The sequence below is a fragment of the Catenulispora pinistramenti genome (assembly GCF_018274385.1).
Classification (GTDB): domain Bacteria; phylum Actinomycetota; class Actinomycetes; order Streptomycetales; family Catenulisporaceae; genus Catenulispora; species Catenulispora pinistramenti.
Genome location: NZ_JAAFYZ010000133.1, coordinates 1 through 21,388, shown reverse-complemented (window position 1 = coordinate 21,388; position 21,388 = coordinate 1). Strand labels below are relative to the sequence as shown.

General features: G+C 70.6%; 20 protein-coding genes and 1 tRNA gene. 7 read left to right on the top strand and 14 right to left on the bottom strand.

All coding sequences use genetic code 11. The features are described from left to right. Positions 1-55: 55 nt before the first annotated feature. Positions 56-292 (bottom strand): hypothetical protein, encoded by a 237-nt coding sequence (locus KGQ19_RS30920; RefSeq protein WP_212015634.1) that lies wholly within the window; start codon positions 290-292, stop codon positions 56-58. A 53-nt stretch (positions 293-345) separates the two neighbouring features. Here KGQ19_RS30920 and KGQ19_RS30915 point away from each other — a divergent pair, with 53 nt between their 5' ends. Then, positions 346-1,974 (top strand): AMP-binding protein, encoded by a 1,629-nt coding sequence (locus KGQ19_RS30915; RefSeq protein WP_212015631.1) that lies wholly within the window; start codon positions 346-348, stop codon positions 1,972-1,974. Here KGQ19_RS30915 and KGQ19_RS30910 read toward each other — a convergent pair. From KGQ19_RS30910 to KGQ19_RS30885, 6 genes are all read right to left on the bottom strand, one after another. Further along, the gene (locus KGQ19_RS30910; protein ID WP_230419714.1) at positions 1,968-3,617 is read right to left on the bottom strand and encodes a sensor histidine kinase; all 1,650 of its coding nucleotides are present in this window, start codon (positions 3,615-3,617) and stop codon (positions 1,968-1,970) included. The genes KGQ19_RS30915 and KGQ19_RS30910 overlap by 7 nt on opposite strands. 101 nt (positions 3,618-3,718) lie before the next feature. Further along, positions 3,719-4,420, bottom strand: coding sequence for a response regulator transcription factor (locus tag KGQ19_RS30905; RefSeq protein ID WP_212015627.1), 702 nt, complete (start codon positions 4,418-4,420; stop codon positions 3,719-3,721). Between the two features lie 11 nt (positions 4,421-4,431). Beyond that, positions 4,432-5,088: a DUF5666 domain-containing protein gene (locus KGQ19_RS30900; RefSeq protein ID WP_212015625.1), complete on the bottom strand. Its 657-nt coding sequence runs from the start codon at positions 5,086-5,088 to the stop codon at positions 4,432-4,434. A gap of 34 nt (positions 5,089-5,122) precedes the next feature. Next, entirely contained in the window at positions 5,123-6,352 is a 1,230-nt protein-coding gene (locus tag KGQ19_RS30895) for an ABC transporter permease (RefSeq protein WP_212015623.1), read from the bottom strand. After that, positions 6,349-7,089, bottom strand: coding sequence for an ABC transporter ATP-binding protein (locus KGQ19_RS30890; protein ID WP_212015615.1), 741 nt, complete (start codon positions 7,087-7,089; stop codon positions 6,349-6,351). The genes KGQ19_RS30895 and KGQ19_RS30890 overlap by 4 nt, the downstream gene beginning before the upstream one ends. 5 nt (positions 7,090-7,094) lie before the next feature. Further along, positions 7,095-8,768 (bottom strand): HlyD family efflux transporter periplasmic adaptor subunit, encoded by a 1,674-nt coding sequence (locus KGQ19_RS30885; protein WP_212015613.1) that lies wholly within the window; start codon positions 8,766-8,768, stop codon positions 7,095-7,097. 133 nt (positions 8,769-8,901) lie between these two features. Here KGQ19_RS30885 and KGQ19_RS30880 point away from each other — a divergent pair, with 133 nt between their 5' ends. Beyond that, positions 8,902-9,585, top strand: a complete 684-nt coding sequence (locus tag KGQ19_RS30880; RefSeq protein WP_212015611.1) for a hypothetical protein — start codon at positions 8,902-8,904, stop codon at positions 9,583-9,585. A gap of 36 nt (positions 9,586-9,621) precedes the next feature. On the opposite strand, the gene KGQ19_RS50155 is transcribed toward KGQ19_RS30880, so the two are convergent. From KGQ19_RS50155 to KGQ19_RS30860, 3 genes are all read right to left on the bottom strand, one after another. Next, a complete protein-coding gene (locus tag KGQ19_RS50155; protein WP_230419711.1) occupies positions 9,622-10,641 on the bottom strand; it encodes a MerR family transcriptional regulator in 1,020 nt (339 codons plus the stop codon). 1,704 nt (positions 10,642-12,345) lie between these two features. Beyond that, positions 12,346-13,113 carry an MBL fold metallo-hydrolase gene (locus tag KGQ19_RS30865; RefSeq protein ID WP_212015603.1) on the bottom strand — a complete coding sequence of 256 codons (768 nt, stop codon included), beginning with the start codon at positions 13,111-13,113 and terminating at the stop codon, positions 12,346-12,348. 19 nt (positions 13,114-13,132) lie between these two features. Next, entirely contained in the window at positions 13,133-14,155 is a 1,023-nt protein-coding gene (locus KGQ19_RS30860) for a D-alanyl-D-alanine carboxypeptidase family protein (RefSeq protein WP_212015601.1), read from the bottom strand. 189 nt (positions 14,156-14,344) lie between these two features. Here KGQ19_RS30860 and KGQ19_RS30855 point away from each other — a divergent pair, with 189 nt between their 5' ends. The 3 genes from KGQ19_RS30855 (at position 14,345) to KGQ19_RS30845 (ending at position 17,191) form a co-directional block, all read left to right on the top strand. Beyond that, positions 14,345-15,550, top strand: a complete 1,206-nt coding sequence (locus KGQ19_RS30855; protein WP_212015599.1) for a WD40 repeat domain-containing protein — start codon at positions 14,345-14,347, stop codon at positions 15,548-15,550. A gap of 138 nt (positions 15,551-15,688) precedes the next feature. Next, positions 15,689-16,183, top strand: coding sequence for a SigE family RNA polymerase sigma factor (locus KGQ19_RS30850; protein WP_212015597.1), 495 nt, complete (start codon positions 15,689-15,691; stop codon positions 16,181-16,183). 45 nt (positions 16,184-16,228) lie between these two features. After that, positions 16,229-17,191 (top strand): hypothetical protein, encoded by a 963-nt coding sequence (locus KGQ19_RS30845; RefSeq protein WP_212015595.1) that lies wholly within the window; start codon positions 16,229-16,231, stop codon positions 17,189-17,191. A gap of 226 nt (positions 17,192-17,417) precedes the next feature. On the opposite strand, the gene KGQ19_RS30840 is transcribed toward KGQ19_RS30845, so the two are convergent. From KGQ19_RS30840 to KGQ19_RS30825, 4 genes are all read right to left on the bottom strand, one after another. Continuing rightward, positions 17,418-17,502, bottom strand: a tRNA-Ser gene (locus KGQ19_RS30840). A gap of 65 nt (positions 17,503-17,567) precedes the next feature. Beyond that, positions 17,568-18,215 (bottom strand): thymidine kinase, encoded by a 648-nt coding sequence (locus tag KGQ19_RS30835; protein ID WP_212015592.1) that lies wholly within the window; start codon positions 18,213-18,215, stop codon positions 17,568-17,570. A 16-nt stretch (positions 18,216-18,231) separates the two neighbouring features. Beyond that, positions 18,232-18,543: a hypothetical protein gene (locus KGQ19_RS30830; protein ID WP_212015590.1), complete on the bottom strand. Its 312-nt coding sequence runs from the start codon at positions 18,541-18,543 to the stop codon at positions 18,232-18,234. Between the two features lie 221 nt (positions 18,544-18,764). Beyond that, positions 18,765-19,211: a YbjQ family protein gene (locus tag KGQ19_RS30825; protein ID WP_212015588.1), complete on the bottom strand. Its 447-nt coding sequence runs from the start codon at positions 19,209-19,211 to the stop codon at positions 18,765-18,767. A gap of 319 nt (positions 19,212-19,530) precedes the next feature. Between KGQ19_RS30825 and KGQ19_RS30820 the strand changes: the two genes are divergently transcribed. Then, the gene (locus KGQ19_RS30820) at positions 19,531-20,409 is read left to right on the top strand and encodes a glycerophosphodiester phosphodiesterase (RefSeq protein WP_438801885.1); all 879 of its coding nucleotides are present in this window, start codon (positions 19,531-19,533) and stop codon (positions 20,407-20,409) included. 64 nt (positions 20,410-20,473) lie between these two features. After that, on the top strand, positions 20,474-21,355 hold the full coding sequence (locus KGQ19_RS30815; RefSeq protein ID WP_212015584.1) for an ATP-binding protein: 882 nt from the start codon (positions 20,474-20,476) through the stop codon (positions 21,353-21,355). Positions 21,356-21,388: the final 33 nt, after the last annotated feature.

Genomic DNA, 21,388 nt, shown 5'->3' with positions numbered 1-21,388 from the left:
CAGGATCAGGAGGGACCGGCCAGGATCAGGAGGGACCGGCCAGGATCAGGAGAGTTCAGGAGGGAAGCGCGGGGCTGGTGGTCGAAGCGGTCCACGCCACCTTCTCCACCCGGGCCTGCCCGCCGGACTGGTCCAGTCCGGGCACCAGGTCGGAGAACCGTTCCAGCGCGGCGCCGATCGCGGTCGCCAGCGAAGCGCTGGCCTGGACCGGCTCCACGCCGCAGGCCGCCGCCCACTTCTCGGCATCGACCGTCACCCGGACCTTGACCGTTGCCGATACGTTCACGTCCACGCACTCAGGGTAACGTCTTGCGCCCTCACGCGGGATGGCCTTCCATACCCGGCATGGCCACGGTCGCGGAATTGATCGGCGTTCAGTCCCAGCGGGTGGGTCCCGGGTTGCTCGGCCCGGACGGCCTGCGGTATCAGCATCCAGAGATCGCGGCCCAGGCCGCGACCAGGGCCGCACTGTTCGGGGAGCGGCATCGGCCAGGCATGCATCCGCATATCGGGGTCCTGCTGGGCAACGGCGAGGAGTTCGCGTTCTGGCTCTCGGCCGCCGCACTCGCCGGGGCGGCGCTGGTCGGCGTGAACCCCACGCGGCGTGGCGCCGAGCTGGCGCGAGACGTCCGGCACGCGGAGTGCGAGCTGCTCGTGACTTCCCACGCGCTGCGCCCGCTGCTGGCCGGGCTCGGCCTGGACGACCTGCCGCTGCTGGTCGTGGACGAGCCGGGGTACGCCGAGGCGCTGGCGCCGTACCGGGGCCTGGCGGTCGCGGACGTGGCCCCGGTGGCCCCGGTCACCGAGGACACCCGGCTGCTGCTGTACTTCACCTCCGGCTCGACCGGCGCGCCGAAGGCGGTGACCTGCCGGCAAGGGCGGGTCGTGGCCTCCGGCGCGATGATGGCCGAGCGGTTCGACCTGACGCCCTCGGACGTCTGCTACATCCCGATGCCGATGTTCCACGGCAACGCCATCCTGGCGAACTGGGGCCCGGCCCTGGTCGCTGGCGCCACGATCGCCCTGCCCGACCGCTTCTCGGCCTCCGGGTTCCTGCCGGACGTGCGGGAGTACCAGGCCACGTACTTCACCTACGTCGGCCGCGCGATCTCCTACATCCTGGCCACCCCGGAGCACCCCTCGGACGCGGTCAACCCCCTGCGCGCCGGCTTCGGCACCGAGGCCGGCCCGCTGGACCGCGACCGCTTCGAGCGCCGCTTCGGCTGCCGCCTGTCGGAGGGCTACGGCGCCTCGGAAGGCGGCATCAACCTGCCCGCGCCCCGTACCTTCCCGCCCGCGGTCTTGGCCCGAGGCGCCGCGGTGGGCAGGACCGAGCCGGCCCTGTCCATCCTCGACCTGGAAACCGGCAAGCCCTGCCCGCCCGGCGAATTCGACGCCGCCGGCCGTCTGCTCAACGGCGCCGTCGCGATCGGCGAACTCGTCCGCACCGGCCCCGGCGGTTTCACCGGCTACTGGAACAACCCCGCAGCCGACGCCGAACGCTATTGCGACGGCGTTTACTACAGCGGCGACCTCTTCTACGCCGACACAGACGGCTGGCTCTACTTCGCGGCCCGCAAGGCGGACCGCATGCGCGTGGACGGCGAGAACATCTCCGTGGCGCTCCTGGAGGCGATCCTGTCCCGCTGGGATCCGGTCGAGGCGGTGGCCGCTTACGCGGTGCCGGACGAGGTGACCGGCGACGCGGTGATGTGCGCCCTGGTGCTCAAGCGGGATGCCGGCTTCGAGCCGAAGACGTTCGCGGACTTCCTTGCCGCACAAGCGGATCTCGGCACGAAGATGGCGCCGCGCTTCGTCCGCGTCACGGCCGCACTACAGACCACTGCGACGGCGAAGGTGTCCCGCTACGCGTTGCGCGAGCAGGGCTGGTGGGACGTCGGTGGCGACGCGGTGTGGGAGCGGCGGGGGCGGGGGTCGGAGTACCGGCCGCTTCGCGGGCCTCAGGATCAGTAGAAGCTGTGGGGACCATCAGCGCCGCGGGGCCCGGCCCCTGGACTGCCCGCCAAAGGCAGCGTCAGCCGGAACTCGGCCCCGCCGCCCTGCGCGCCGGCCGCCGTCACGCCGCCGCCGTGGCCGACCGCCACCTGCGCCACTATGGCCAGGCCGAGGCCGGAGCCGGGGAGGTCGCGGGCGCTGGCGGCGCGGTAGAAGCGGTCGAAGACGTGCGGGAGGTCGGCTTCGGGGATGCCGGGGCCGTGGTCGCGGACGGTCAGGGTGACGCGGCCGTCGGGGGTGGTCGTGGTGCGGACCTCGACCAGGCCGCCGGCCGGGGAGAACTTCGCCGCGTTGTCCAGGAGGTTGCGGACGGCCTTGGCCAGCCGGTCGGTGACGCCGACGACCACGCTCTCGTCCAGGTCCGCCTTGAACACGGCCTTCGGCCAGTGCGCGGTCGCGCGGTCCACGCAGCGCTGGACCAGCAGGTCGAAGCGCATCTCCTCGAAGTGCGCCGCCTGCTCCTCGCCGCGGGCCAGCTCGACGGTGTCGCTGACCAGCGTGGTCAGGTCGTCCAGGCCGGACATGATGCCGGCGACCAGGGCCTGGCGGTCCTCCGGGTCCAGCCGGTGGGCGTGCGCCAGCACCTCGACGTTGGTGCGCAGCGAGGTGAGCGGGGTGCGCAGCTCGTGCGAGGCGTCGGCGACCAGTTGGCGCTGCCGGTCCGTCGCCTCCTGGACCGCGTCCAGCATGCTGTTGAAGGTGGCGGCCAGGCGTCCGAGTTCGTCCCGGGACTCCCCGGGCGGGCCGTCTATCGGGATCCGGTGCGCCAGGTCGTGGGTCGCGGCGATGCGTTCGGCGGTGCTGGTCAGCTCGGCCACCGGGCGCAGGGCGGTGCGGGTCACCATCCAGCCCAGCCCGGCGGCCAGCACGATGCCCGCCGCGGCGGCTCCGAACAGCTGCCAGCCGAGGGTGGACAGCTGTTTTTCCATGGTGGTCAGCGGGGCGTCGATCTGGATCGCCTGCCCATGGCCGATCCCCAGGGTCAGGATGCGGACATGCTGGCCGTTCATCTGGCCGGAGTGCATGTAGCTTTCCACCGTCCCGGCGGCGACCTGGGTGTCCGCCGCGGTGATCGGTATCTGCTGCGTCGAGGGGGCGAGCGCGACTGTGCCGCGCGGCCAGCGGGGTGAGGGGGGCAGCGGCTTCGCTTGGAGCGGCGTCCCGGAGGAGTCGATGAACTGGACGTTGGTCAGCGTGTCGCCGAACTGCCAGCTCTTGGCCGCGTCATAGTGCGGGAAGTGGCCGCTGAGCAGCGCGCTCTGTGCTTTGGCGCCCTGCCGCTGCAGGCCGCCGTCGACCTGCTGGGTCAGTGAGTGCCGGACGGCCACGTAAGCGAAGCCCACGCCCCCGCCGATCCCGGCCGCTACGGCGATCGTCGCCGCGAGCGCCAACCGGGCCCGAAGCGGGGTGCGCCGCCAGATGGCCAAGGGGGAGCGGCTCCGGGAGGAATTGCCGGACGCCGCGTCGCCGGACAGCGGACCGTCGGACGTGGATCCGGTCGTGGTCCCGGGCATACCGGCCATCCCGGCCAGCCCGGCCGCCTCTGGCGAGCCGATGAATCCGTAAGGACCGGGTCCGCCCGAGCCGAAGTCAGAGCCCATACCCACGCCGACAGCCTGCTGCGTCGCCGCCGGGGCGCCGGCCGGGGCAGCGGCCGCAGTCGTCCGCCGCTTCCGGATCCCCGTCCGGAACCGTCCCCAGTTCACGCCGGCACCCGCAACGTGTACCCGAACCCGCGCACCGTCTGCACCAGCCGGGGCTCGCCCCCGCCCTCCGTCTTGCGCCGGATGCAGGACACGAACACCTCCAGCGAGTTCGACTCCGGCCCCAGCTCGTAACCCCAGATCCGGTCGGAGATGACCTCGCGCGGCAGCACCCGGCCGGCGTTGCGCATCAACAGCTCCAGCAGCGCGAACTCGGTGCGGGTCAGCTCGATCGTGCGGCCGCCCCGGTAGGCCAGCCGGGACTCCGGATCCAGCTCCAGGTCCTCGAACACCAGCCGCTCCGAGTCCGGCACCGGGTCGTACTCGGCGCGCCGCAGCAGGGCCCGGACCCGGGCGTGCAGCTCGGCCAGCGCGAACGGCTTCACCAGGTAGTCGTCGGCGCCGGCGTCCAGCCCGGCCACCCGGTCCCCGACCGCGTCGCGCGCGGTCAGCAGCAGGACCGGGGTGTGGTCGCCGACGCCGCGCAGGCGCCGGGTCACCTCCACCCCGTCCAGCTCCGGCATCATCACGTCCAGCACGATCGCGTCCGGCGGATCGGCCGCGACCTGCTCCAGGGCGGCCAGGCCGCCGGCGGCCGTGCGCACGCGATAGCCCTGCAGGCGGAAGGCCCGGGCGATCGCGTCACGGATCTCGGTGTCGTCGTCGACGACCAGCAGGCTGCGGGATTCTCGGAAGTCCATCCCGTCCAGTATCACCCGTTTGACCCACCCGGCGAAGACGCGGCGCCACCGGGAGTGCGGTTTCCGCCACGCCCGCCGAAACCGAACCCTGTGAGACCGCTCACAACCGAACGCGCCGTGATCGTCCCGCTACTGTCCGGCGTCCCCAGAACGGTCACCTGAGAGCCGGTCGTCAGGTCCGAGACCGTGCCGGTCTTGCCGATCGTGACCGTGGTCTGCGGGCTGGTGTCCACGGTCACCGACTTGCCGGTGCTGTCGGTGATGGTCAGCGTCGAGCCGTTGACCGCGCTGACCGTGCCGGTCACGCCGCCGCCCCGGCCCGTGCCGGTGGCCCCGCCGTTCGCGCCGCCGGTGGCCCCGCCCGTGGTGCCGCCGGTCCCGCCGAAGCCGCCGCCATAGCCGCCCCGGGAGCGGGTGCCGCCGGTCGGGGTGGCGGACTTCGTGGTCGACGACGAGTTGTGCTTGCCCACCGCGATCCCGCCGACGAAGCCGCCGGCCAGCAACACCGCGCCGATCAGGCCCAGCGTCACCTTCGGGATCCCGCCTCCGCCGCCGCTGCGGGCCGGCTTGAGCTGCCCGCTGATGTCCGGCGCGGACGGCGCCGTGGACAGCAGCTCGAACTCTTCGTTGTTGTTGCCGGCGGCCGGGCCGCCCTGGTTCTCAGACATCTGTGACTTCCGAATCTTCCTTCTTGGAGACTGATTACTCGTGCCGCAGTGCCTGGATGGGATGCAGCTTGGCCGCTCGGTTGGCCGGGAACGACCCGAAGAACAGACCGATCAGCGCCGACACCGCGAAGGCCAGCGCGATCGAGGCCGGCACGATCACCGGTTTCACCCCGGCGACGGTGAACCTGGTGCCGATCAGTCCGGCAGCCACCCCCAGGGCGCCGCCGATCAGCGACAGCATCACCGCCTCGACCAGGAACTGGCCCAGGATCGCCGCGCGCGGCGCGCCCAGTGCCTTGCGGATGCCGATCTCCCGGGTCCGCTCGGTCACCGTGACCAGCATGATGTTGGTGATCCCGATCCCGCCGACCAGCAGCGAGATGGCCGCCACCGCGCCCAGCAGCACCGTGAAGGTGTGCGTGGTGGAGCTGGAGGTGGCCAGCAGCGACTGCTGGTTCAGCACCCGGAAGTCCGGGGAGGCGGTGGCCGACAGGTGGTGCCGCGAGGTGAGGATCGAGGTGATCTCGTCCTGCGCCGCGGTGGTGGCGCTCGCCGACTTGGCCTGCACCACGATCTGGCTCAGCGATCCGAAGCCGCTCAGCGAGTCCTGCACGGTGGTCAGCGGCGCGATGGCGAAGTCGTCGGCGTCCTGCAGCCCGCTGGAGCCCTTGGCCTGCAAGGTGCCCTCGACGGTGTACGGGACGCTGTTGATCATCACCTGCTGCCCGACCGGATCGGCGGTGCCGAACAGGTCGGTGGCCACCGTCTGGCCGATCACGATCACCTTGCGGGCCTGGCTCACGTCGTCGTCGGTGATCGCCGAGCCCTCGGCGATCTGCCAGTTGGTGGCCGTCAGGTACGCCGGGTAGGTGCCGACCAGCTGCGCGATCTGGTGCGTGGCGCCGTCGTAGGTCGCGGTCGGGGAGGCGGTCACCACCGGGGCCTCGTCCAGCACGTCCGGGGCGTTCACCGGGTCCACCAGCGCCTGCGCGTCGGCCAGGGTCAGCGCCGAGACAGAGCTCTGCGTCCCGGTGTTCCGCGAGGCGCGCGCGCCGAACCCGCCGGCCTGCCGGGAGACCTCCAGCAGGTTGGTGCCCAGTTTGTCGATGTTCGCCTGCACCTGGGCGCCGGAGCCCTTGCCGACGGCGACCAGCAGGATCACCGCGCCGACGCCGATCAGGATGCCCAGGGTGGTCAGCGCCGAGCGCAGCTTGTTGGCCCGCAGCCCGGCGAAGGCGAACCGGAAGACCTCGCGGAATCTCATCGGGCGTGCCTCACTGTGTGCTGTTCGGAGATCCAGCCGCGCTCGCCGTTGCGCTCGTCGGAGACGATCTGCCCGTCCATCAACCGGATCGCGCGCTCGGCGTGCTCGGCGATGTCGTGCTCGTGGGTGATCAGGACGATCGTGCGCCCGGCCCGGTGCAGCCGGTCGAACAGGGCCATCACGTCGGAGGAGGAGGTGCTGTCCAGGTTGCCGGTGGGCTCGTCGGCCAGGATCAGGCTGGGCGCGGTGACCAGCGCCCGGGCCACGGCCACCCGCTGCTGCTGGCCGCCGGAGAGCTCCTGCGGCTTGTGGTTCATCCGCTCGCTCAGGCCCACCAGCTCCAGCGCCGCCCGGGCCCGCTTGCGCCGCTCGGCGGTGCCGACGCCGGCGTAGATGAGCGGCAGCTCCACGTTGTCCAGCGCGGTCGTGCGCGGCAGCAGGTTGAAGGACTGGAAGACGAAGCCGATCTTGCGGTTGCGGACCAGGGCCAGCTGCCGGTCCGACAGGTGCTCGACCTCGACGTCGTCCAGCAGGTAGCGGCCGGTGGTCGGGACGTCCAGGCAGCCGATGATGTTCATCAGCGTCGACTTGCCCGAGCCCGAGGCGCCCATGATGGCGACGTAGTCGCCGGTGGGGACGGTCAGGCTGACGCCGCGCAGGGCGTGCACGGCGTTGCCGTCCATGCCGTAGGTCTTACGGATGTCGGTGAGCTCGATGACGGGCCGCTGCGTGCCCATGCCGGTCACCCGCCGAACCCGCCCCGGCCGCCGCCGGCGCCCAGACCGCCGCCGCCGGTCCCGCCGGTCCCGCCGCCGAAGCCGCCGCCGGTCAGGCCCCCGCCCCGGGTGCCGCCGGTGGTGGTGGTGCCGGTGCGCGAGGAGAGCAGGACCTGGTCGCCCTCGTTCACCCCGGAGTCGATCTCGGTGGTGGTGTCGCCGACCACGCCGATCTGCACCGGGGTCTGGGTCTGGGTCTTGCCGTCGACGACCGTGACGAAGCTCTGGCCGCCGAGGGTGGTGACCGAGGAGGACGGCACGTAGAGCACGTTGGTCACACTGTCGGTGGTCACCGACACCGAGGCCGTCTGGCCCGGTTTCAGCGTGGCCAGTTCCTGCTGGCCGCTGCTGAACTGGAGCGTGACGCCGTACTCGACGACGTTCGACACCACGGTCGAGGTCGGGTCGACCTCCTGCACGCTCGCGGTGAGCGCGGAGCCGGGGATCGCGTTGATCGAGACCTGCGCGGACTGCCCGGCCTTCAGCTTGGAGGCGTCGGTCTCGGCGAACTCGGCGCGCACCGTCAGGGCGCCCATGTCGCCCAGCACCACGAAGCCGCTGCCGGACTTGGCGCCGCTGGCCGAGGACGAGGTCGAACTCGAGGAGCCGGAGGAACCGCCAGCCGAACCCCCAGTAGTCCCGCCGGCCGAACTGCTCGACGCCGAGGACGCGGCCGAGGTCGAGGAGGCGGACCCGGCGCTCACCGAGTCGCCGACCGAACCGCCGACCGACAGGACCGTCCCGGCCTGCGGGGCGGTGATGACCGTGCCCGTGACGCCCTTCTGGGCGGTGGACAGCGAGTTCTGCGCGTTGACGATGGCCTGGTTGGCCGAGGCTATCTGGTCCGGCGTGGCCGGCGCGGCGGCGACCGCCTGCTGGTCCACGGCCGTCTGGTAGGAGTTCTGTGCCTGGGTCAGCGAGGACTGCGCCTGGTGCAGGGACTGGGTGTCCTTCTGCGCGCCGGACTTCTGCGCGTTCTCCGCCTGGTTCACCGCGTTGGTGTCCTGCGCGACCTTGTTGCCGTCCTGGGTGCACGCGGTCGGGTTCTTCGCGGCGGCGGTGGCGGCGCAGTCCTGGGACTGGAGTGCCTGGTCCGCGCTCAGCGAGTTCTGCGCCGTGGTGACCGCGGAGGCCAGCGTCTGGGCGTCGACCGAGATGCTGTTCTCCGCGTCGGAGAACGAGGTCTTCGCGGAGTTCAGCGAGTCGGCCGCGGTGGTCAGCTGCTGCTGGCTCAGCGTCGCCTGCTGCGGGGTCTGGCCCTGCTGCAGTTTCGTCAGCTGGGCCTGCGCGGTGGTCAGCTGGGCCTGCGCCGAGGCCAGCTGCTGGTTCGCGTCGGTCGGGTCGATCTTGGCCAGCACCTGGCCGGCCTTCACCACGTCACCGGGCTTCACGTCGACCTCGGTCACCGTGCCCGACGCGGTGAAGGCGAGATCGAGTTCGGTGGGCAGGGTGACATTGCCGGAGGCGGACACCTCGGCGGTGACGTTCCCCCGCTGTACGGCCACGGTGCGGCCGGCGGCTGACTTGCCGGAGTTCGACGAGCCGAGCAGCGCCCAGGCGCCCGCTCCACCGGCGGCTACCACCACGGCGAGCGAGGTGTTTATCCAGACCCCTTTGGGGAGTCGCGGGCTATCGGTCATGGCGCCAGAGGTTGTCCCGCCTTACTGAAGCGAAGGTTAAGGGGCACGTTCAGTCTCAAACGCCCGTCGTCCCACCCGGTACCGGCTATTGACCACCTGGTGAATAACCGCTGCTGGGCGATAGGTTCTCGGGGTGCCGAAGATTGACTGGAATCCGGGCCGGGGCCGGCGTGGCCGTCCGCTGCGCCGGATGCTGGGCATGGGGCAGCAGCAGGGCCTACTGGTGATGTATGGGCTGGCGGCGGTGGCGGTGGTGTTCGCCTTGGCCGCGGCCTGCGGTGCCTTCGACGGCTCCGACCCGAAGCCCGCAGCCCCGGTCGCCGGCGCCACGAATACGGACTCTGACAGCGCGCCGACCGGCGGCGCGTCCCCTTCGGCGCCCGAGGACTCGTCGAAGGCCACTGGGCTGTTGATGGCATCGGTCCAGCACTACGCGGGTCTGCTGGCTTCCGGACAGAAGATAGTCGGCCACACGCGCTACCCGAGCATGTCAGCATACGACGACGCTTTCGGCGACCCGCAGTCACCGGCCGCGGCGTTGGCGAAGTTCCGCTCGACGCCCAATCCCGAGGCCGACACGTCCTATCTGGACGCCGAACAGCAAGCCGCCGCGGCCTACGACGGCGACCACCGCGGCGCCCTCAGCCAGTGGCTGGACGACATGGCGAAGGCCAAGACCCACCTGGGCCAGTGGGTGGTCACCGCCGGGCAGTACCAACAGGGATCGGCGACCCAGGCGGCGCTCGACGCGGCGGCGTCCGCCGTGAATCAGGACCTTGCGAACGCCAGGTCCGACGCCGGCTCACTCAGCGGCTGAGCCGGCAGCCGCACCGGGACCTTCCAGACCGGGAAGTTATAGGGGATTCTCCTTAAGCCAGGCCAGGACTTGCCCCGCATGCCGGTCCGGCGGGAAGACCGGGTAGAAGGCGTGCTCGACCGCGCCGTCGCGCACCACGAGCGTGATCCGCTTGTAGAGGGCTTCGCCGCGGAAGTCGAACGTCGGCAGACTCAACGCTCCCGCGAGGCGGAACGCGGTGTCGGACAGCATCGCGAAGGGCAGCCGGAGCCGGTCGACCACCTCTTGCTGATAGGCGGTGTCCTGACTGGAGAGTCCGAAGACCCGCGCCGCACCGGCTTCCAACAGTTCCTCGTAGTGGTCCCGGAAATCACAGGCTTCGGTGGTGCAACCCCGGGCTCCGGGGATCGAGTTCCAGCCCTCGGGGATGTCCTCCTCCGGACGACCGGTGAGCGGATAGAGGTAGAGGATCGTCCGGTCCTTGCCCAGGGCCGCCAGGCCGATGTCCTCGTTGGCGGTGCTGGGAAGCGCGAGTTCGGGCACCGGCATGCCGGGCAGGTGGTCGGCGGCGCCGTCGTCCTGGGGAACCGGCAGACCGGACGGGAGCGTGTAGTAGTTGTCCACGAAGGGTTCCTGGGGGTTGGGATCGCCAGCGGTCTCGCGGTGGGGATCGGGATTGGGATCGGGATCGGAGACCTTCGAGTCCTCGGAAGCCGCCGGGTCAGGGCGGCGGCACGCGGCCTGCTTCAGACGCCGGGCGAGGGCGTCGCGCCGCACCGTCAGCTCCCTGATACGGCGTTCCAGATCGCCGATGGCATCCCGGTATTCGGCCAGCGAGGACGGGCAGTCGTCGATCGCCCCGTGGTCAGCGAGGCAGTCCAGAAACGGCCGGGTCCGGACCGCGGGGATGCCGAGCTCGATCAGCCGCCGAATCTCGCACACCACCCGCACGTCCTGCCCGCTGTAGTCGCGGTACCCGTTCTCCAGCCGCTCCGGAACCACCAGTCCCAGCGACTCGTAGTAGCGGACCGCCTTGGGCGTGACGCCGGCGTCACGGGCCAGATCGCCGATCCTCATGGTTCCTCGCTTGGTGCCGGGGGAGCTTGTGGATCGACCATAAACCTTGCCCCGAGGGGCAAGGTCAAGCGCGGCTGTGGCTGGTGCCGTCGCGGTGACCGGTGTGACCTCGGCGGCGCGCGGTGCGGCAAGTCTTGACTGGGGTGGTTCGGGGTTCGGGTCTTTGCGCGGGGGCTGGAGTTTGCGGGCCGGGTTGCGGTTTTGGTGTGGGTTTCAAAGCTTTTTACGGCCTTCGGTCATAGTTGTGCCGGTTCGGGGTTCGGGTCGGCGAGTCGTGTTTGTCGGCTGCCGGTTCGCGTGTTCACAACCCCGCCCCACCTCAGGCCTCTTCAACTCCAGCAAGTCAGGACAAGGACACAGGCCAGATCAAGGACCAGATCAACAGCAAGATCAAAAACTGTGATGAAGGGCCGGGCCTCCGGCGGGCCTCGGCAACCTCAGGGAAACTAGCGCGGTTCCCTAGGGTGGCCGGGTCAGTCTCAGCGGCTGCGGTCCCTGAGGTGGTGCGGTCCGTTCCCCTCGGTCGCGTCGTCAGCCCGGGGGGTACAGCACCGGTGTCCGGGGGTAAAGTCCGCGCGCGGCGGTTGGGCGTGTGAGCTGCGGTTTCGTGCAGCGCGAACTTGACCCCCGGCCACCGGCACTGTAGGCGAAGCCCTGCCGACGCGACCGAGGGGAACGAACCGAAAACCAGCCGGAAGAATAGCAATCGCAAGGAACGAAGACGCAGGTTAGCGATGCGGCTGCCGGTGAGGGTGCGGCGGCGGGCCGGTGGTTAGTTGGTCGAGAACATGCCCGGGTGCGGTAGGCGGCATGCTTTGGTGGCCAGGTCTATCTGTCATCCGGCGGCAGCGATCTCGGCAGCCAGGCGGAGACCGGCGTGCCTGGCGAGCCCGTACCCGCGCCCGCCAGCCCAGAATGCGCACCTTCGGGACTGCCGCGCTGCCAGTACCCTGACCGGGAGCCGAACTCGCCGAGCCGCCGGTACCCGCACTCCCCGTTTTGCACTTCTCCGGCTGGTTTTCGGTTCGTTCCCCTCGGTCGCGTCGGCAGGGCTTCGCCTACAGTGCCGGTGGCCGGGGGTCAAGTTCGCGCTGAACAAAACCGCAGCTCGGGCACCCAACCGCCGCGCGCGGACTTTACCCCCGGACACCGGTGCTGTACCCCCCGGGCTGACGACGCGACCGAGGGGAACGGACCGCACCACCTCACCGGCCGCCGCCGCTGAGACTTACCCAGCCACCCGAGGGAACCGCGCTAGTTTCCCTGAGGTTGCCGAGGCCCGCCGGAGGCCCGGCCCTTCACCACAGCTCTTGACCTTGATCTTGACTTTGATCTTGCCCTTGTGCTGGCTTACTGGAGTTGAAGAGGCCTGAGGTGGGGCGGGGTTGTGAACGCGGGAACCGGCAGCCGACACACACACCCGCCGACCCGAACCCCGAACCGGCACAACTATGACCGAAGGCCGTAAAAAGCTTCTAAAACCCACAAACAAACCGTAACCCAGCCCGCAAACTCCAGCCCCCGCCGCTTCCAGAATCCAGCAGTGCCTCACCAGCGAGTCATGCCAGCCCGCAACACCAGCCGACAACAGATCCCACCCGGCGACCGGCGCGCCGCGAACTCTGCCGCGAACAACCGGGCAAAAGTTGCCTGACACCGCTCTGCCGGAAGCCGCCTGCCTGACACCGCCCCGCCTGACACCGCCTAAAAAGCCGCACCCCGTTCCCGCGCCGCCTCCACCGCCGCCCGCGGCGAACCGCGGTGCACCGGTCCGTGCCCGGGGATCAGGATGTCGGCGTCGGCTTCGGCGATGACGTCCAAGCTCGCCAGCGTGCTGGGCAGATCCTTCTGGAACATGGCGGGCAGGACCTGCGGTCCGCTGACCCGGGATGTGGGGTGCCCGGTGCTCAGCGCGTCGCCGGCCACCACGATCCCGGTGGCCGGGAGCAGGTAGGCGCAGTGGCCCGCGGTGTGGCCGGGGGTGTGCAGCGGAATCGGGGCGCCGGGCAGGTCGAGTGGTCCGGGGGCGGGGAAGGCTTGGGGTTCGGTGACCGGGACGTGCGCTGTGCCGCCGTTGCGCACCGCGCGCAGGCCCCACGCGGCCACGCCGGGGCGCCACGCGTTCGCCGCGACCGCTCCGGCCGAGACCTGGTCGAGGAAGTCGCGGCGGGCGTGTGGCACCTCGGCGGGGTGCATCAGGACCGGGATACCGTATTCGGCGCGCAGGCGCTCGGCGGAGCCGATGTGGTCGTTGTGGGCGTGGGTGATCAGGATCGCGTTCACCGACTCCGGCGCGACCTTGAGCAGCTCCAATGACGCCAGCAACGCGTCGTGGTCGCGCGGGTAGCCGGTGTCGATGAGCGTCGCGTCGTCGCCGTCCCTCACCACGACCCAGGTGACATCGCTGCCGAGGACGGCGTGCACGTCGCCGTCGATCCGGACGACATCCCCGATGCGGAATTGCTTGGCCACGTGGATCCTCCTGCCGGCGTCAGCCCGAAGCTATCCGATTGACCATCCCGTCGGCCGCCCGCAACCCCGCGCCGATCTGGTCTTCGCCGGGTTGGCCCAAGACCACGCCGGTGATCGTGGTCTGCCTGCCGTCGATCGTTCGCACAGCTCGGAAGGCGAAACAGCCGCCGGCCGCGTTGTCCGAACCGGTCTTGACGCCCACGAATCCGTCGTGCCCGAGCAACGTGTCGGTGTTGAGGACCGGGCCGGCCACCGGCAGCGTCGCGCTCGGCATGGCGACGATCCCGGCGAACGCCGGCAGGCTCATCGCCTGGTCCACAATCCGCACTTGATCGGCCGCGGTGGACACGGTCGTCTGCTCGAAGCCGCTCGGGTCGGTGTAGCGGGTGTCGGCCATGCCCAGCGACCGCGCGGTGGCGTTCATCCGCTGCACGAACTCGGCGCTGGAGCCGGCGTCCCATCGCGCCAGCACCACGGCGATGTTGTTCGCCGAGGGCAGCAGCAGCGCCTCCAGTGCCTGCCGCTCGGTCAGCTGCTCCCCCGCCGCGATGGCCACGAGCGATTCCTGCTTCGCGCGGCGGGCGGCGGTGTCGGCGACGTCGGCCGCGGTGAGCGTGATGGTCGGACCCTCCTGGCCCGGCCGGAGCGGATGGTCGCTGAGCACGAGGTAGGCCGTCATCACCTTGGTGACGCTGGCGATCGGCGCCGGGTGCTGGTGCGGCCCGGCCTGGATCGCCGACTGGCCGGACTGGACGAACGCGGCCTGGCCGGCGGCCGGCCACACCGTGCCGGAAACGGCTGCGCCGTCAGCCTTGCCGCCGGCATTGCCGGACTGGCCCTGCTGATAGGTCACGACGGAGGACGGCAGCGCCGGCCCCGGGTTGCCGACCCCGCTGACCGTCGTCGACGACGACCGGTGCAGGACCACCGCGATCAGCGCGACGGCCGCCACGGTGACGACAGTGACGACGGCGATGACGGCCGTGGTGACAGCCACTCCTTTGCGGCGGGCCGACGGTCGGGCGGATTCGCGGTAGCGCATGCCTTCAGCCAAGGCCGCGGCGCGTTGTCGGCTCGTATAAAGGTTTCAATACGCCGACGATATGGGCCCGGCTGATGGATGGGCTATCCGGCCACCGCCCCGGACAGCGAGGCGTCGATGAAGGCGACGGTGCCTGACCCTGCAGGCTTACAGGTGTCGGCGCGCGGCGGACTGTAGTGGCATGGAACCATGAGCGATCCAGAGCCGGATCCGGCCGTCCCCGCAGGCATGTCGCGTCGAGCGGTGTTGATGACCGCGGCGGGTGCGCTGGGGATCGGCGGCGCGGTCACCGCAGTCCTGCTGGGCTCCGAACTCTCGTCGGAGGGTTCGGCGCACACCGCGCCGATACGGCCGAGTTCCGCCCCGGCTTCGATGCCGTCGCCGATGCCGACCGCCTCATCGCCCCTGCCATCGCCGTCGGTCCTGCCCCAGTCCGCGCTCCGCGCGAGCTTCAAGGGCTACTCCGACCAGGTGGCGTTCCGCCCCGACGGCAGAACGGTGGCGGTCGCCAGACACGGCACCGGAAACGTCGACTTGTTGGAGGCGGATACCGGTCGGCTCGTCAGGACGATCTCCGTGCCGGGCATGTTCAGGGGCAGCTCCCTGTCTTTCAGCCCTGACGGGAGGAGCCTGGCGGCCGGTGGCGACCCGCCGACGCTGTGGGATGTGGATACCGGACGCCTGGTGCGGACCTTCTCGGACACCCGACCCGAAGACAGTTTTGTCCAGGCCGTGGCGCTCAGCCCGGACGGCAGGATCCTCGCGATCGGCGGTCAGGGGGACAAGGCCTTCGTCGAATTCCGTGCCGTGGACTCCGGCAGGACACTCGGGACTGCGACCGTCGGCGGACCGGCTTCGACGGTCTTCGGGCTGTCCTTCAGCCCCGACGGGACAAGCCTGGCTGTCAGCGCCGGCCCGCCCGTAACCCTGGTGACGGTGCCGAACGCCGCTGTCACCGCGACACTCGGTCCCGAAAGCGCTCGCGCGGTGTTCAGCACAGACGGCAAGAACATCTTCACCGACGGAACGCCCTATATCCATCCGGTCATCCAAAGGAACGCGGCAGGCGCCGAAGCCACCTCGCTCCCGCTGCAACCCGGAGTCGGGGCGGTCGACGCCCTCGCGGTCAGTCCGGACGGCGGCACGTTGGCCGTCGTCGGCGACATGGGTCTAGGGAAGGGGCTGGTGGGGGCGGTCTGGCTGTGGGATATCGCCCACGGGCGAACCGCCAAGTTCATCTCACTGGGCTCAGACAACGTACCGGGCGATCCGCTGCCACCGATGATCGGCGCCCTCGCCTTCAGCCCGGACAGCAAGACGCTGGCGGTCACGAGTACTCACGCCGGCGCGGCCTACGACCGGGACGCCGTGCTGCAGATGTGGGAAGTGGGGTAGCCCTTCCACCGCGGTCGAGTTTGACCAAGATCACCGGTATCGGTGATCGTGTTTTCGATGTGTCCGAACCTCCTTCCCACGCATCTAGGAATGTGACGGCCGTGAGGCCGGCAGGCGTAACGGAAGGCAGGGTGGCTTGTGGGGCGGCAGGAAGACTTCACCGAGTATGTGGTGGCCAGGGGCGGACGGCTCCGGGAGACGGCGTACTTGATGTGCGGGGACTGGCACCGCGCCCAGGATCTCACTCAGTCGGCGCTGGCCAAGGTGTACGTCGCCTGGCCGCGGATCCAACGGCAGGGAGCGGTCGACGCCTACACCAAGCAGGTGTTGCTGAGGGAGTTCCTCAGCCATCGGCGGCGGCGCAGTTCCGCCGAGCGGCCCTCCGACTGCCTGCCGGACGTCGAGGGCCGCGCCGATCCGGCTGATCTCCGGATGAGTCTGATGGTGGCGCTCGACCGGCTCTCGCCCAGGAAGCGAGCCGTGGTCGTCCTGCGGTACTGGGACGACCTGAGCGTCGACGCCGTGGCGCACCTGCTCCGGATGACCCCGTCGAACGTGAAGACCACGAGTGCGCGCGCGCTCGCCGATCTTCGCGCCGTCCTCGGCGAGAGCTTCCTGTGCGAAGCCGTCTGAACGCGCCCTGAAAACGAGCAGTACTGGCAAAATAGGAGATCTCGGATGCATCCCGAAGAAGAGTTGAGAGAACGTCTCCGCGACGAGGTCGCCTTCGGCGCGGCCCCGCCGCTGGGCCCGCTCGCCGCCGGCGCGTTGGCCGGCGGCAAGCAGCGCCACCGGCGCCGCCAGTTCGTCCAGGTCCTGAGCGGCACCGCGGCGCTCGCCGTCGTGGCGGTCGGCTCGACGAGCCTGTCGTCGGCGTTCGGCGGCCACGGGGGCGCGGTGAACGCCGCCGGGGGCGGCGCCTCGAACCTGGCCCTGGCCGGCTCGGCGACCTCGACCCCGCCCGCCGCCGCTGCCGGCTCGGTCGGTGCGGCGGCCAACGGGGCCTACTCGACCCTGCCGCCGCTGGACGTCCCGCCCCCGGCCGCCCCGCTGAAGCCGGCCGACCCGGCGGCGGTCACCGGCCAGTCGATGACCGCGCAGTTGCTCAAGCTCCTGCCGAGCGGCGCGACGACATCGAACTACGCGGGCCACGGCAGCCCGACTGACGGCTCGCAGGCCAAGCTGACGTACAACGACGGCCACGGCGCGGTGGGCCTGACCCTCAACGTCGGCACGCCCCGGCCGGCAGTGCACGACCTGGAGTGCGGGTTTGCCGGAGCGGCCCCCGTCGGCAGCGCCGGCTCGGCGAAGCCGGTTCCGCCGAAGGGTACGGCCTGCGAGGTCCAGACCTTGTCGGACGGGACCCAGGTCCAGGTCTCGCACCTGCCGAACCCCGACGGCAAGACCTTCGTGGACGGCGTCGAGATCCTGCGCACCGACGGTGTGCTGGTCGAGGCCTTCGAGTTCAACGGCGACTCCGGCGTGGCAGAGACGCCGAAGCCGACGCGGCCCGACGCGGCACTGTCGTTCACGCAGCTGTACCAGATCGTCGCCGACCCGCACTGGGGCTCGACGATGGAGAAGTCGTTCGTGGACCACGCCGGCAAGACGATCAAGCTGGTCTCGCAGGGTTCGTTCTAGTCAGATCGCCCGGCACCCCGTCCGCACCCCGTCTGTAATGGGCGGGGTGCCGGGCTCGACCGGTCGGCACAGGCGGGTGACGGTTTTGCGTCGCCCGCCACTTCTTGCTGCCTGATGGCGAAGCAACGGTAAGAATCCTGATTCGGCCCTCGTGCCGGGCCGTCGCCGTGCCGCGAAAACCAGCTCTTACCCTAGGTAAGAATCCAGGTCCGAGGCATATCGCAAGCGGAGGATGTGGGATTCGAACCCACGGTGGCTCGCGCCACTTTGGTTTTCAAGACCAACGCCTTAGGCCACTAGGCAAATCCTCCTCGAGCGCCGCCCGGGGCGCTCGTGAACAGAAAGTCTCTCACAATCCGTGGCGGCCCCGGGGGCCTCAGACCGCGCCGAACGGAAGCGTGTCCGGACTCAGGGCGGCCGCGCCGGAGCGGGCGGCGGTCAGGCGGCGGCGGTGGTGCCGGCGGCACAGGACCTCGTAGCCGATCTCGTCGGAGTGCGCGGTGTCGCCGACCACCACCTGCTCGCCTTCCAGGACCATCTCGCCGCCCACGGTGCGGGCGTTGTGGGTGGCCCGGGCGCCGCACCAGCACAGGGTCTGCACCTGGAGCACCTCGATGCGGTCGGCGAGTTCGATCAGGCGCTTGCTGCCGGGGAACAGCCGGGTGCGGAAGTCGGTGGTGATGCCGAAGGCGTAGACGTCGATGCTCAGCTCGTCGACCATGCGGGCCAGCTGTTCGATGTGGTCCTCGGTGTAGAACTGCGCCTCGTCGGCCACCACGTAGTCCACCTTGCCGCCGGAGGACATCATCTGCACCACGTGGTTGAGCAGATCGGTGTCCTCCTCGACCTCCACCGCGGAGGCCTTCAGGCCCAGCCGGCTGGAGATGGTGGCGCTGCCGGCGCGGTCGTCGCGGGTGAAGATCAGCCCGGCCCGGCCGCGGGCGTTGTGGTTGTGGTCGAGTTGCAAGGCGAGGGTCGACTTGCCGCTGTCCATGGTTCCGGTGAAGAAGACGAGCTCGGCCATGGTCGCAGATTATCTCCTATACGCGGGGCAGCCTGCGAACACCGGTGATTCGGGTGCGGAACCGCCCGAATGTCGGCTTCAGATATGGCGCGGACAGCACCGCGGCCGCCGCCAGCACCGCCACCGCGACGAACAGCAGCCGGTCGCCGACGGTCAGCGAGGACCGCCACGCGGTCAGGGCGGCGTTCCGGTGCGAGGTCAGCACGGTGCTCAGCGGGACGGCGTCGACGTGCGCGACCAGGCGCATCGCGTGCAGGAAGCTGCCCGCGACACAGCACAGTTCGGCGGCCAGGGCGGCGGCCAGCGCGGTCAGCGAGCGTCGGATCACCGGTTCACGATATCCGCCGCGGCAGGTCCGTGGGCAAACGCGCCTGTGGGCGAACGCGGCCGGGGTCGTGGGCAAACGCGTCAGGCGTTCGGGGTCGCGGCCGGGGTCGTGGGTAAACGAGTCAGGCGTTCCGGGTCCGCGGGCAAATGCGTCGGGCGCGGAACCCGCCGGAGCGGGGCCGCGCCCAAACCCGACGCCGCGGCTGAGCCGACGGGCGGGTCTCAGCCCTGGCGGCTGATGGTCACCGCGGTGCCGTAGGCACAGATCTCGGTCCAGACGTCGCCCATCTCCGAGGTGTCGAACCGCATGCCGACGATGGCGTTGGCGCCGCGGTTGATCGCTTCCTGGATCATCCGCTGCATGACGTCGTTGCGGCTGTCCATCAGCGCCTTGGTCATGCCCTTGAGCTCGCCGCCGAACATCGACTTCAGGCCGGCCCCCATCTGGCTGAAGGCGTTGCGGCTGCGCACGGTGAGGCCGAAGACCTCGCCGTAGACGGTGTCGATGCGGTAGCCCGGTATGTCGTTCGTGGTGACGCACAGGAAGTTCTGCTGGAACTGCTGCTGCTGGGGCGGCGGCGCGTACTGCTGCTGCGGCTGTCCCTGCGGCTGCTGCTGCGGCGGCGGTCCCTGCTGGTAGCCGGGCTGACCGTACGGCTGCTGGCTCATTAATCCCCCTGGGAATGGGTGCTCGATGGGTGGTTCGTCGCTACGACGATACGACAAGGGACCCCCGGTCCGGACAGTCAGTATGTCCGTCGTTTTAAGGCGCGGTGAAAGCGTTTTGAACACATGGCCTTTTCTGGCGGACCGCACTGCACCGCGGCGGGGTTCGTCTGGAAGGATTCAAAGCGTGCAACCACTGCGCCGCCCCGAGCCGCGTCCGCACGAACGACGCCGCTCCGAGCCGGTGTCGGCAGCCGGGCCCCGTGTCGCGCTCCGTCCCGGAGCCTCCGGTCCCGCGCTCCCTCGCCGTACCGCTCTCCAGATCCCCGTCATCGCCCACCGCGGCGCCTCCGAGGACGTGCCGGAGCACACCCTGGCCGCCTACGAGGCCGCGCTCCTGCAGGGCGCGGACGGGCTGGAGTGTGACGTGCGCCTCACCGCGGACATGCAGCTCGTGTGCGTGCACGACCGCCGGGTGAATCGCACCTCCAACGGCCGGGGCGTGGTCTCGACGTTGGAGCTGGCCCAGTTGCGGCAGCTGGACTTCGGTTCGTGGAAGCAGCCGGCCTCCGAGTCCGAGTCCGAGTACGCGGAGTACCCGGACCTGCGGCGTGAGGGCGCGCATCGGGTGCTGACCCTGGAGCGGCTGCTGGAGCTGGTGGTGGACCACCCGCGGCCGGTGCAGATGGCGATCGAGACCAAGCACCCGACCCGCTACGCCGGGCTGGTCGAGGAGCACCTGGTGGCCCTGCTGGACCGGTTCGGGCTGGCGCACCCGCGGCTGGGGGAGACCTCGCCGGTGCGGGTGATGTCGTTCTCGGCGATGTCGGTGCGGCGGATCCGGCGGCTGGCGCCGTCCCTGGAGACGGTGCTGCTGTTGGACCGGGTGCCGCTGCGGCTGCGGGACGGCTCGCTGCCGCGCGGTGTGCGCATCGCGGGACCTGGAATTCACATTCTGCGAACTCATCCGGAGTATGTGGAACGCCTGCATTCCATGGGGAATCGGGTGCACGTGTGGACCGTGGATCAGGCCACAGACATCGACCTCTGCGTGGAACTCGGGGTGGACGCGATCATCTCCAACCGGCCCAAGGCGGTGCTGGCCAGGCTGGGCCGGGACGGCACGGCGCACCCGGCCGCGGCGCGCCCTGGCGCGGCCGGGCTGAACGCTGAATCACCGGAGAGTTTCCGTTTTCCCTGAGGACGAACCGGGCATCTACCGCAGGTAGCTCCTCGTCGGCAGGGAGGGAGCCGTGGGGGTCGTCATGTCCGTACAACCGGAGAGTCCCCGGGAATCAGTATCAGTCCGCCCACCCCGAACGGTCACACGCGCCCCGGCGCGCAGACCGGCGGGAGGCTTCGGCGGAACAGAGTTCCCGTACACACCTGAGAGCGTCGGTACGGCCCGCCACGCGCTGGCCGACGCGTTGCGGCGCATGCGCGTGGCGTCCCCGGCCGCGGACGACGCGGTCCTGATCCTCTCGGAACTGGTGAGCAACGCCCTACGGCACGCCCGGCCACTGGCCGGCGGCACCATCCGAGTGGCCTGGTGGATGGCGGACGACAAGGTCCTGCGAATAGCCGTCACGGACGGCGGCCGCCAGCAACCGGAACCCGCGCCACACCCGGAACACGCGCCACCCAGACCCGCACCGGCAGGAGGGCTGGAGGCGCTGGATCTGGTGGCGGCAGACCTCGACGACGTAGACGAGTCCGCGGTGGACGGCCGCGGACTCGGCATTGTGGGCCTGTTGGCGGACGACTGGGGGGTGGAACCCTGGTACGCGCCTGAGATGGAGGCCACCGGACTCCGTCTGGCGGACGAGCTGATGGGCAGCCAGGCGGCGTCCGGCATGGAGCCGGACCCGACCGCCCCGAAGACGGTCTGGGCAGCGGTCCGCCTCTACGCCCGCCACGCGGCGCCCCCACCCCCCGACGACCACGACCGCCGCTGGTGGCGCCGCATGCGCGTATCGCTGACGGCACACCTGCCCGGCACCGGCCGAAGCCGGGGCCGCGGTACCCGCCTGGGCGGTTCCCGCCTCGGCGAGGCCCGCGGCGGCCCTGATGGGGACACCGCCGGGTCGGATACGCCGTGGGTGCCGCGGTATCCCGAGGCTCGGGTGGGGTGCGCGGCCGCGGGTTGAGGGGCGGTTTGCGGGGCGCGGTTTGAGAGGCGC

Bases quoted from the DNA above. Each gene is read 5' to 3' on its own strand.
- KGQ19_RS30915 (WP_212015631.1), top strand. From the start codon at position 346: ATGGCCACGGTCGCGGAATTGATCGGCGTTCAGTCCCAGCGGGTGGGT.
- KGQ19_RS30910 (WP_230419714.1), bottom strand. From the start codon at position 3,617: ATGGGCTCTGACTTCGGCTCGGGCGGACCCGGTCCTTACGGATTCATC.
- KGQ19_RS30905 (WP_212015627.1), bottom strand. From the start codon at position 4,420: ATGGACTTCCGAGAATCCCGCAGCCTGCTGGTCGTCGACGACGACACC.
- KGQ19_RS30900 (WP_212015625.1), bottom strand. From the start codon at position 5,088: ATGTCTGAGAACCAGGGCGGCCCGGCCGCCGGCAACAACAACGAAGAG.
- KGQ19_RS30895 (WP_212015623.1), bottom strand. From the start codon at position 6,352: ATGAGATTCCGCGAGGTCTTCCGGTTCGCCTTCGCCGGGCTGCGGGCC.
- KGQ19_RS30890 (WP_212015615.1), bottom strand. From the start codon at position 7,089: ATGGGCACGCAGCGGCCCGTCATCGAGCTCACCGACATCCGTAAGACC.
- KGQ19_RS30885 (WP_212015613.1), bottom strand. From the start codon at position 8,768: ATGACCGATAGCCCGCGACTCCCCAAAGGGGTCTGGATAAACACCTCG.
- KGQ19_RS50155 (WP_230419711.1), bottom strand. From the start codon at position 10,641: ATGAGGATCGGCGATCTGGCCCGTGACGCCGGCGTCACGCCCAAGGCG.
- KGQ19_RS30860 (WP_212015601.1), bottom strand. From the start codon at position 14,155: ATGCGCTACCGCGAATCCGCCCGACCGTCGGCCCGCCGCAAAGGAGTG.
- KGQ19_RS30855 (WP_212015599.1), top strand. From the start codon at position 14,345: ATGAGCGATCCAGAGCCGGATCCGGCCGTCCCCGCAGGCATGTCGCGT.
- KGQ19_RS30845 (WP_212015595.1), top strand. From the start codon at position 16,229: ATGCATCCCGAAGAAGAGTTGAGAGAACGTCTCCGCGACGAGGTCGCC.
- KGQ19_RS30835 (WP_212015592.1), bottom strand. From the start codon at position 18,215: ATGGCCGAGCTCGTCTTCTTCACCGGAACCATGGACAGCGGCAAGTCG.
- KGQ19_RS30825 (WP_212015588.1), bottom strand. From the start codon at position 19,211: ATGAGCCAGCAGCCGTACGGTCAGCCCGGCTACCAGCAGGGACCGCCG.
- KGQ19_RS30815 (WP_212015584.1), top strand. From the start codon at position 20,474: ATGTCCGTACAACCGGAGAGTCCCCGGGAATCAGTATCAGTCCGCCCA.